We start from the raw sequence: 10049 nt of genomic DNA, 5'->3' as shown, positions 1-10049 counted from the left end.
AGCGTGGCACCGGCGCCGCCGCGCGTGACGACCACGGCGCGCGCGCCGGCCGTGAGGCACTCGGCCGCGAGCACATCGACCGGTCGCCCGGGAGCGAGCAGCGCGGCGTCTTCGTCGCTGAGCTTGACCAGGTCGGCCATGGCGAACCACTCGCTGACGCGGGCGCGGTAGGCGGCCATGTCCGGGATCAGGCTGGGCCGCACGTTGGGATCGAACACGATCACGCAGCGCCCCGTGTGGGCGGCCACGAGGTCGGTGATGCGCGACGACGCCGGCTCCTGCAGCAGCGAGATCGAGCCGAAGTGCAGGAAGCGGCATTCCGCGGGCAGCTGCGGCAGCGGCTCGGGCGCCCAGGTGGCGTCGGCGCTGCCCCGTGTGTAGAAGGCGTAGCGGTTGGTCTGCGGCGTGCGCTCGACGAACGCCAGCGTCGACGGCGCGTCGCTGCGCAGGATGAGCCGGGTGTCGACGCCGTTGCGTTCCAGAAAAGCCATCAGCCGCTCGCCGAACAGGTCGGTGGACAGCTGCGTGAGAAAGCCGGTCGGCTGTCCAAGCCGTGCACAGGCCACGGCCGTGTTCAGCGGTGAGCCGCCTTCATGGCCGAGGAACGCCAGGGTGCCGCCTTCGCCGGCGGTGAAATCGATCAGGGCCTCGCCCGTGAGTGCAATGCGCATGGTGCTTGGATTTTCTTCTTCTGTCAGGGCAAGGCGCGGGCGTCGGCCAGGAAACCCGCTTCGGCAGCCAGGGTGGCGGGATGGTCGAGCAGCTCGGCAAAGAGGCGCGGCGGGATCGTGATGGCGCCCACGCCCAGCCCGAGCAGCGCCAGGTAGGCCGCGCGCGAACGGATGCTCGCCACCAGCAGCCGCGTGCCCGAAGAAGGCCGTTGCGCGACCAGCGACTGCATCTGCGCGATGAGCGCCAGCCCATCGATGCCGGCATCTTCGAGCCGGCCGAGGTAGGGCGCTGCATAGGCCGCGCCCAGCTGCGCGGCGAAGTGCGCCTGCTCGGGCGCGTACACGGCGGTCCACGTCACAGGCACGCCCTGGGCGATGAGCCGCGCGCCGGCGTCCAGGCCCTGGCGCGTGGCAGGAATCTTGATGACGAGCTGGCCGGGGTCGAACTGCGGCAGCAGGACGGCGGCGTCTTCCAGCATGGCGTCGACCTCGCTCGAATACACCTGGGCCTGCACCTGGCGCGCGCCCAGGTCGATGCAGCGTTTCAGCAGACCGGGCACATCGGCGCGCCCCACGCCGGCGCGTTGCAGCAGCGTCGGGTTGGTCGTCACGCCGTGCACCACCGGGTGCGGCAGGCAGGCCTGCAGCTCGGCCAGGTCGGCGCTGTCGAGGTACAGGTGGAAGTCGTCGTTCATGCAGAAATGCGGAAGGAAGGGTTCAACTCATGACATTGCCGCCGTCGACATTGAGGGTCTGCGCCGTGATGTAGCGCGCCTCGTCGCTGGCGAGAAACACCGCCGCCCCGGCGATGTCGCCCGGCACGCCCATGCGCCCGAGCGGCACGGCGAGGCCGACACGCCGCTTCTTCTCGCCCGGCGCCAGCCCCTCGGCCTTGGCGAACAGGCTGTCGACATGGTCCCACATCGGCGTGTCGACCACACCGGGGGCGATGCCGTTGACGCGGATGCCGTGCGGCGCCATGGCCAGCGCGGCGCTCTGCGTGTAGCTGATGACGGCCGCCTTGGTCGCGCAGTAGTGCGACACCAGCGCCTCGCCGCGGCGCCCGGCCTGCGAGGCCATGTTGATGACCGACGCGCCCGGCGTGCCGGCCTCGACCATGTGGCGCAGCACGGCCTGCATGACGAAGAACATGCCCTTCACGTTGACGGCGAAGAGCTTGTCGAACGAGGCTTCGTCGCTGTCGAGCAGCGGCGCGAGGTCGAACACGGCGGCGTTGTTGAACAGCGTGTGGACGGGACCGAAGGCGACCTGCGCCTCGGCCAGCATGTGCGCGATGGCCTGCGTGTCGGTCACGTCGGCCGCGATGTAGGCGAGCGCGTCGGGATGGGCTTGCTGCAGCGCGCGCACGGCCTCGGGCGCGGCGGTCGCGCGGTCGATCACGCTGCAGCGCGCGCCCTCGGCGATGCAGGCCTCGGCCACGGCCAGGCCGATGCCGCCGCCGGCACCGGTCAGCAGCACATGGCGGTCCTGCAGGCGGCCGCTCATGGCGCGGCCTTCTCTTCGATGAAGCGGGCCACGCGCTCGCCGGCACGGCGCACCGCATCGACCAGCCGCGCATCCCCTGCGAGGCTGCCCCAGAGCCCGGCATCGGCGCACAGCGCCGCCACCGGATCGGCCGCGTCGCAGATGGCGTGCGCGGCGGCGTCGTCCATGCTCTGGTCCTGGTAGGCATAGGGCAGCGCGCCCCGGTGCCAGCGCTGCAGGAAGGCCAGGAACAGCGCGGGCAGCATCGCCACGCTGTCGATGCCCTGCCCGGCCGCCAGCCGCTCGCGCACGGTCGGCGCGATGAAGCCCGGAATCTTCGAGAAACCGTCGGCCGCCACGCGCTGGTTGGTGTCGCGGATCGCAGGGTTGCCGAAGCGGTCGAGCACCACGTCGCGGTAGGCCGCGAGATCGATCGGGCTCGGGCTCAGGCACGGAATGACATCGTCGGTCACGTAGTCGAAGGCCATCCGGCGGATGGCCGCGTCGTGCGTGCCTTCATGGATGAAGCCCAGCCCCGCCAGCGTGCCGGCCCAGGCGATGCAGCTGTGCGTGGCGTTGAGGATGCGGATCTTGGCCTCTTCATACGGTTGCACCGATTCGACGAGTTCGACGCCCACGCGCCCCCAGTCGGGCCGGCCGGCGATGAAGTCGTCTTCGATCACCCACTGGATGAAGCTCTCGCCCGTGACCGCCGCGCCGTCGTCGCGGCCCGTGGCGGCGCGCACGCGCGCGCGCAGCTCGGGCGGCGGGCGCGGCGTGATGCGGTCGACCATCGCGTTCGGGCAGCGGGTGTTGGCATCGACCCAGGCCTGCAGCGGCGCGTCGCCGACCAGCGCGATGAATTCGAGCAGGCCCGCGCGAAAGCGGTCGCCGTTGTGGCGCAGGTTGTCGCAGTTCAGCAGCGTCACGGGGCCCGCCTGCGCGGCGCGCCGTGCCCGCAGGATCGCGCAGACCGCGCCGTAGATCGTCTCGCCGGCCTCGCCGCGCCGCGCGCGTTCGATGTCGGCCGCGAGGTCGGCGAACGACAGGTCGAGCTTGCCCTTGGTGTCGAGGTAGTAGCCGGCCTCGGTCACCGTGAAGGAGACGATGCGCGTGGATGGCGCGGCGCCGCGCGCGATCACCGGGGCCAGCGAGGGCTCGTACGACAGCACCTCGCGGATGGCTTCGATCTGCTCGTAGCGGTACTCGCCGGCCGGCGACACCGTCTCGAGCGTGTAGCGCCCGCCCTGGGCCTGCAGCGCCGCAACGACCTCGGCCATGTCGGGCCGGATGTTGGCGCCCGACAGCGACCAGCGGGTGTCGCCCGCATCGATCAGCCGCTGCAGGTAGACGGCCTGGTGGGCGCGATGGAACGAGCCGAGGCCGAGGTGAAGCACCGTGAATTCCGAAGGCGCCGGTGGGGTGGGCACGAGGCCCGCTGCTGCGAGGGTCACGGGGAAGGTCCGTTGAAAGTGAGGGGGCGTCGGATCAGGCGGCGACGGCGCGGCCTTCGCGGCTGAACAGGTGCAGCACGGACGGGTCGAGCTCGACCGCCACGTCGTCGCCGGCCTGCAGCGGCGTGCGTTCGTTCTGGCGCGCGATGAGCGGCACACCACCCACGTCCACGTGGATCAGCGTGTCGGCGCCCAGCGCCTCGATGAGCTCGACGCGGCCCGGCACGCCGGCGGCCGCGCCCTGCTTCGGATGCACGCGCAGGCCTTCGGGGCGCACGCCCAGGAAGCCGTCGCTCGGCAGGCGCCCGCCGGTGGCGGCGGAAAAGCTCGGGATCGCGCTCGCCGCCACCATGTTCATCGACGGCATGCCGATGAACTGCGCGACGAACTGGTTGGCCGGGCGGTCGTAGAGTTCGAGCGGCGTGCCGACCTGTTCGATGAGCCCGTCCTTCAGCACCACCACGCGGTCGGCCAGCGTCATGGCCTCGACCTGGTCGTGCGTGACGTAGATCGTGGTCGCGCCGAGCGCGCGGTGCAGCTTGTGGATCTCGACGCGCGTGTTGCCGCGCAGCGCCGCATCGAGGTTCGACAGCGGCTCGTCGAAGAGAAACACCTTCGGCGCACGCACGATCGCGCGGCCGATGGCCACGCGCTGGCGCTGGCCGCCCGACAGGTCCTTCGGTGTGCGGTCCAGGTACTGCGTGAGGTTCAGCGTCTTGGCCGCGTACTCGACCTTGGTCCTGATCTCGTCCTTGGCCACGCCCGCGAGCTTCAGCGCGAAGGACATGTTGTCGTACACGCTCATGTGCGGGTACAGCGCGTAGCTCTGGAACACCATCGCCAGGTCGCGCTTGCCCGAAGGCGTCCAGGTGATGTCCTTGCTGTCGAGCAGCAGGTTGCCGCTGGTGATGGGTTCGAGCCCCGCGATCAGGCGCAGCAGCGTCGACTTGCCGCAGCCCGAAGGCCCGACGAAGACGATGAACTCGCCCTTCTGGATCTGCAGGTCGACGCCCTTGATGATGTGAACGTCGCCAAAGCTCTTCTTGATGTTCTTGAGTTCGAGGTAAGCCATGAGATGTCTCCCTTTCTTTACTTGACGGCGCCGAAGGTCAGGCCCTGCACGAGCTGCTTCTGGCTGAACCAGCCGAACACGACGATGGGCGCGATGGCCATCAGCGACGCGGCCGACAACTTGGCCCAGAACAGGCCTTCGGGGCTGGAGTACGAGGCGATGAGCGTGGCCAGCGTGCCGGCCTTGGCGGAGGTGAGGTTGAGGGCCCAGAAGGCCTCGTTCCAGCTCAGCACCAGGCACAGCAGGCCGGTCGATGCGAGCCCGCCGACCGACAGCGGCATCACGACATGGCGGAACTCGGTCCACAGGCTCGCGCCGTCCATGCGCGCGGCTTCGAGGATCTCGTTCGGAATGTCCTTGTAGGCGCTGTAGAGCATCCACACCATGATCGGCAGGTTCGACAGCGTGAACACGATGGTGAGCGCGGTGAGCGAGTCCAGCATGCCCGCGGTCTGCGCGAGCACGTAGATCGGCACCAGCGCACCGACGGCCGGCATCATCTTGGTGGAGAGCATCCACATGAGGATGTCGCGCGTCTTCTTCGTGCGAAAGAACGCCATCGAGTACGCGGCGGGCGCGGCGATCAGCAGGCCCAGGATGGTCGAGCCCAGGCTGGTGATCAGCGAGTTGCGCGCGTACAGCAGGTAGTCGCTGCGGCGCTGCACTTCGCCGAAGTTGTCGAGCGTGGGCTCGAAGATGAAGAGCGGCGGCACGTGGATCGCCTGCAGCTCCGTCTTGAAGGCCGTGAGGAACAGCCAGCCTAGCGGGAAGAACAGAAGCAGCGCCACGGCCCACGCACCGACGGTGCGCAGCAGCTGGGGAAGGAAGTTGCTGGGTTGCATGGTCGTTCCTTCAATCGAGGTTCTTGCCGATGATGCGGATCAGGAACACCGCGACGATGTTGGCCAGCACCACCGCGAACAGCGCACCCGCGGAGGCCACACCCACGTCGAAGTTCATGAGCGACTGCTTGAAGATCATGTAGGTCATGTTCGTGCTCTCGTTGCCCGGGCCGCCATTGGTGGTGATGGCGATCTCGGCGAACACGCTGAGCAGGAAGATCATCTCGATCATGATCACCACGGCCATCGGGCGGCCCAGGTGCGGAATGGTGAGATAGAAGAAGCGCTGGAACGAACTCGCGCCGTCCATGCGCGCGGCTTCCATCTGCTCGCGGTCGAGCGACTGCAGCGAGGTGATGAAGATCAGGCACGCGAAGGGCAGCCACTGCCAGGCCACCATGATGATCACGGAGAACAGCGGCACGTCGGTGAGCCAGTCGACCGGCTGCGCGCCGAAGAAGCGCCACACATCGGCCAGGATGCCGTAGATGGGGTTCATCATCATGTGCTTCCACAGCAGCGCATTCACTGCAGGCATGACGAAGAAGGGCGAAATCAGCAGCACGCGCACGATGCCGCGACCCGGGAAGGGCTCGTTCACCAGCAGCGCGAGCAGCACGCCGAACACCACCGTGATGACGATCACGCTGCCGATGAGCAGCAGCGTATTCCAGGTGGCCGGCCAGAAGTCGGGGTCGGTGACGAAGTAGTGAAAGTTCTCGAGGCCCGCGAACGTGCGTTCGCCGGGCTGCATGAGGTTGTAGTTCACGAACGAGAAGTACAACGTCATCAGCAGCGGCACGATCATCCACAGGAAGAGCGTGAGCACGGCGGGCGCCATGAGGGCACGGGGCAGGAGGCGTTTCATCAGAAGGTTCCTTCTTGTGTCTCTGGCTCCTTCCCCCTCTGGGGGAAGGCGGGGATGGGGGCTCCCTGATCGATCACTGCGGCCATACGGTGCGCCGCGTGCCCCCACCTCGACCCTCCCCCGGAAGGGGAGGGAGAAAGCCAAGCCTTACTTGTAGTAGCCGGCCTTCTTCATCTCGCGCTCGGCTGCGAGCTGCGAGGTCTTCAGCGCCTGGTCGACCGTGACCTTGCCCGACAGTGCCGCGCTCATCTGCTGGCCCACCGCCACGCCGATGGCCTGGAACTCGGGAATGGCCGCGTACTGCACGCCGACGTACGGCGACTTGGGCAAGGTGCTGTCGCTGAGGTTCGCGCTGTCGATGGCCTTCTTCTCGGCGGCGGCGAACTTGGCGACCTTCTGGAACTCGGGGTTCGCGTAGGTCGACTTGCGCGTGCCGGTGGGCACCGTGCCCCAGCCATGCTCCTTGGCCACGAGGTTGACGTACTCCTTGGAGGTCGCCCACTTCACGAAGGTCTGCGCAGCGGCGCCCTTGGTCGAGCTGGCGGGAATGGCCAGGTTCCAGGTCCACAGCCAGTTCGCGCCCTTGGGTGTCACGGCGACGGGTGCCTGTGCGAAGGCCACCTTGTCGGCCACTTTCGACTGCTTGGGGTCGCTGATGAACGAGGCCGCGATGGTCGCGTCCACCCACATGCCGCACTTGCCTTCGTTGAAGAGCGCCAGGTTCTCGTTGAAGCTGTTGGCCGAGGCGCCCGGCGGGCCGTAGGCCTTCATGAGGTCGACGTAGAAGCCGATCGCGTCCTTCCAGGGCTTGGTGTCGATCTGCGGCTTCCACTGCATATCGAACCACTGGCCGCCGTTCGTGTTGACCAGCGTGGTCAGGAAGGCCATGTTGTCGCCCCAGCCCGGCTTGCCGCGCAGGCACATGCCGTACAGGCCGCCCTTGGGGTCATGGATCTTGCCGGCCAGCTCCTTCACCTGCGCCCAGGTGGGCTGCTCGGGCATCTTGAAGCCGACCTTGTCGGCCAGATCCTTGCGGTACATGAGCATCGAGCTCTCGCCGTAGAACGGGGCGGCGTACAGCTTGCCTTCGTGCGACAGGCCGGCGCGGATGGCGGGCAGCAGGTCGTCGGCGTCGTAGGCGGCATCGGTGGCGATGGGCTGCAGCCAGCCCTTCTTCGACCAGATCGGCGCTTCGTACAGGCCGATGGTCATCACGTCGAACTGGCCGCCCTTGGTGGCGATGTCGGTGGTCACGCGCTGGCGCAGCGTGCCTTCCTCGAGCGTGACCCACTTGAGCTTGATGTCGGGGTTGGCCTTTTCGAAGAAGGGCGTGAGCTTCTGCATCTCGATCATGTGGCCGTTGTTGACGGTCGCGATCACGAGTTCGGTGGCGGCGTGGGACACAAGGCCCGTGCCGATGAGTGCGAGGGCGAGGCCCGCTTTCAGAAAGCGCTTCATGGTGTCTCCTTGGGTGAGCGACGCCTCGGTATCGTGGTCGCCGTGCCCGGATTCTGGAGAAACGCGCTTGCAGTTTTGGTATTTCGAGAGTCACCACCAGTACTCTCATGCACCAGTTGGCTAGTGAAATCCCTAGTTGATGCAATTCAGGATGGAAAACTGTCTGTCTGAAGTTCTCATGCGTGCCCGCCGCCGCCCAGCAGCTGGCGCCGGAACTGCGCGGCGGCCGGCGACAGCGCGCGATCCTCGCGGGTGATGAGGCAGATCGGCGGCACGCGCACCGGCAACTCCACCGGCACGGTGCGCAGCACGCCCAGGCGGGCGTAGTGGCTGGCCTGCGAAGCTGGCATGACGGCCGCCATGTCGGAGTTCTCCAGCAGCGCCGTGATGGCGATGGGCGATGCCGTTTCGATGATGTCCAGCCGCGCCTGGATGCCCGCCTCGCGCATCGCCGCCTCGAAGCGCCCGCGCTGCGGCGAGCCCGGCGGCTGCAGCACCCACGACCAGGTCGCCATTTCGGCCAGCGTGACGGTGGCCGCGCGCTCGAACACCGGGTGCGCGGCGCGCACCACGACCACCTGCGACTCGCCCAGCAGCGGCACGCTCGCGTACTTGGCCTCGTCGTGGCCGTCGGTGAGGCGGCCCAGCACGAGGTCGACGTCGCCCTGCTCCAGCTGCGCCTGCATCAGGTCGCTGGTCTCGACCACCACCGACACGGCCACCTGCGGATGGCGCAGGTGGTAGGCGACCAGCGCCGGCGCCAGCAGCTCGGGCACCGCGCCCGGCACGCTGCCCACGCGCAGCGCACCACTCAGGCCCGAGCGCAGCGCGAGCATTTCCTCGCGCGCGGTGCCGAAGTCGCTGAGCACGCGGTGGGCGTAGCGGATCAGGATCTCGCCGTAGGGCGTGGGCGCCATGCCGCGCGCCAGGCGCTCAAAGAGCTGTTCGCCCAGCGACTCCTCCAGCTGCTGCAGCAGCTTGGTGGCCGCGGGCTGGCTGATGTTCATGGCCTCGGCCGCGCGGCCGAGGTGGCGATGCGCATCGAGCCGGGCCAGCAACAGCAGCTGGCGCGGCCGGACGTGGAGCATCAGCGAGGCGTCGGTGAGGCCGGGTTTCATGCACAAAAGTATATGGAGCTTCGGCCTTTTTCGATTGGATCGCGCGCCAGAAGCTCCGTAGGCTCGGGCCCACAACAAGCAGGAGACGACGCGATGACCCTCTTTCCCCTGGCCCGCGGTGCCGGCCTGGTGGCGCTGCTGGCGCTGGCCGCCTGCCTGAACGCGGGTGCGCAGCCGGCCTACCCCGACAAGCCGCTGCGCATTCTGGTCGGCGCCTCGCCGGGCGGCGGCACCGACATCCTCGCGCGCGTGCTGGCCGACAAGTTCGCGCCCGTGCTCAAGCAGCCCGTGACGGTGGAGAACCGCCCCGGCGCATCGAACACCATCGCCGGCGAACTCACGGCCCGCGCACCGGCCGACGGCGCCACGCTGCTGCTGGCCACCAACACGGCGCAGGCCGTGGCGCCACACATCCTCAAGCTCAAGTACGACCCGCTGAAAGACCTGCAACCCATCGGCCTCGTGGCCGTGATGCCCAACGTGCTGGTGGTGTCGGCCAGCTCGCCCTACAAGTCGGTGAAAGACCTGCTGGCCGCGATGGCCGCGAAGCCCGGCGGCTTCAAGTACGCGTCGTCGGGCATCGGCAGCACGCAGCACGTGGGCGGCGAAGCCTTCAACCTGGCCACGGGCATGACCTCGATCCACGTGCCCTACAAGGGCAGCTCGCAGGCGCACATCGACATCATCTCGGGCGAGGTCGAGATGATGTTCGACAGCACCTCCTCGGCCATGGGCCAGATCCGCGCCGGCAAGTTCCGCGCGCTGGCCGTGAGCGCGCCGCAGCGCTCGCCCGAGCTGCCCGACGTGCCGACGCTGGCCGAGCAGGGCGTCAAGGGCGCCGACGTGTCGACCTGGTACGGCCTGTACGTGACGGCCGGCACGCCGCGCCCGGCGGTCGAACGGCTGAGCGCCGAACTCACGCGCACGATGGGCCTGGCGGACGTGCAGTCGCGCATCAAGGCCCTGGGCGGCGAGCCCGGCACGCTGACCGGCGAACCTTTCGCGGCGATGAACCGGCAGGAGTTCGACCACTACGGCCGGCTCGTGCGCGATGCGCGCATCAAGGCCGAGTGAGGCCGAC

General features: G+C 68.4%; 10 protein-coding genes. 1 reads left to right on the top strand and 9 read right to left on the bottom strand.

Translation table 11 applies throughout. The annotated features are described in order from the left end of the window. The 9 genes from VBO01S_RS07625 to VBO01S_RS07585 all read right to left on the bottom strand — a co-directional run. Positions 1–671: carbohydrate kinase family protein (locus VBO01S_RS07625; protein ID WP_062472679.1), on the bottom strand; the 671-nt coding region annotated here is incomplete at its 3' end. Positions 672–694: 23 nt separating this feature from the next. Continuing rightward, positions 695–1366 carry a transaldolase family protein gene (locus VBO01S_RS07620; RefSeq protein WP_062472677.1) on the bottom strand — a complete coding sequence of 224 codons (672 nt, stop codon included), beginning with the start codon at positions 1364–1366 and terminating at the stop codon, positions 695–697. Between the two features lie 22 nt (positions 1367–1388). Further along, positions 1389–2177, bottom strand: coding sequence for an L-iditol 2-dehydrogenase (locus tag VBO01S_RS07615; protein WP_062472674.1), 789 nt, complete (start codon positions 2175–2177; stop codon positions 1389–1391). Further along, positions 2174–3553, bottom strand: coding sequence for a D-arabinitol 4-dehydrogenase (gene dalD, locus VBO01S_RS07610; protein WP_062472695.1), 1380 nt, complete (start codon positions 3551–3553; stop codon positions 2174–2176). The genes VBO01S_RS07615 and dalD overlap by 4 nt, the downstream gene beginning before the upstream one ends. Before the next feature lie 91 nt (positions 3554–3644). Continuing rightward, a complete protein-coding gene (locus VBO01S_RS07605) occupies positions 3645–4682 on the bottom strand; it encodes an ABC transporter ATP-binding protein (protein ID WP_062472672.1) in 1038 nt (345 codons plus the stop codon). Positions 4683–4699: 17 nt separating this feature from the next. Further along, on the bottom strand, positions 4700–5524 hold the full coding sequence (locus tag VBO01S_RS07600) for a carbohydrate ABC transporter permease (protein ID WP_013539656.1): 825 nt from the start codon (positions 5522–5524) through the stop codon (positions 4700–4702). Between the two features lie 10 nt (positions 5525–5534). Beyond that, positions 5535–6392 carry a carbohydrate ABC transporter permease gene (locus tag VBO01S_RS07595; RefSeq protein ID WP_062472670.1) on the bottom strand — a complete coding sequence of 286 codons (858 nt, stop codon included), beginning with the start codon at positions 6390–6392 and terminating at the stop codon, positions 5535–5537. Positions 6393–6539: 147 nt separating this feature from the next. Beyond that, entirely contained in the window at positions 6540–7850 is a 1311-nt protein-coding gene (locus tag VBO01S_RS07590) for an ABC transporter substrate-binding protein (protein WP_062472668.1), read from the bottom strand. A gap of 176 nt (positions 7851–8026) precedes the next feature. Further along, positions 8027–8968, bottom strand: a complete 942-nt coding sequence (locus tag VBO01S_RS07585) for a LysR family transcriptional regulator (protein WP_174543628.1) — start codon at positions 8966–8968, stop codon at positions 8027–8029. 93 nt (positions 8969–9061) lie between these two features. Here VBO01S_RS07585 and VBO01S_RS07580 point away from each other — a divergent pair, with 93 nt between their 5' ends. Then, positions 9062–10042: a Bug family tripartite tricarboxylate transporter substrate binding protein gene (locus VBO01S_RS07580; protein ID WP_062472666.1), complete on the top strand. Its 981-nt coding sequence runs from the start codon at positions 9062–9064 to the stop codon at positions 10040–10042. The last annotated feature ends 7 nt before the right edge of the window (positions 10043–10049 follow it).

Origin of the sequence: Variovorax boronicumulans NBRC 103145 (assembly GCF_001591345.1) — a bacterium.
GTDB classification, from domain to species: domain Bacteria; phylum Pseudomonadota; class Gammaproteobacteria; order Burkholderiales; family Burkholderiaceae_C; genus Variovorax; species Variovorax boronicumulans.
This window is presented reverse-complemented; position numbering and strand designations above follow the sequence as displayed.

Coding starts and splice junctions, on each gene's coding strand:
- VBO01S_RS07620 (WP_062472677.1), bottom strand. CDS start 1,366: ATGAACGACGACTTCCACCTGTACCTCGACAGCGCCGACCTGGCCGAG.
- VBO01S_RS07615 (WP_062472674.1), bottom strand. CDS start 2,177: ATGAGCGGCCGCCTGCAGGACCGCCATGTGCTGCTGACCGGTGCCGGC.
- VBO01S_RS07605 (WP_062472672.1), bottom strand. CDS start 4,682: ATGGCTTACCTCGAACTCAAGAACATCAAGAAGAGCTTTGGCGACGTT.
- VBO01S_RS07600 (WP_013539656.1), bottom strand. CDS start 5,524: ATGCAACCCAGCAACTTCCTTCCCCAGCTGCTGCGCACCGTCGGTGCG.
- VBO01S_RS07595 (WP_062472670.1), bottom strand. CDS start 6,392: ATGAAACGCCTCCTGCCCCGTGCCCTCATGGCGCCCGCCGTGCTCACG.
- VBO01S_RS07590 (WP_062472668.1), bottom strand. CDS start 7,850: ATGAAGCGCTTTCTGAAAGCGGGCCTCGCCCTCGCACTCATCGGCACG.
- VBO01S_RS07585 (WP_174543628.1), bottom strand. CDS start 8,968: ATGAAACCCGGCCTCACCGACGCCTCGCTGATGCTCCACGTCCGGCCG.
- VBO01S_RS07580 (WP_062472666.1), top strand. CDS start 9,062: ATGACCCTCTTTCCCCTGGCCCGCGGTGCCGGCCTGGTGGCGCTGCTG.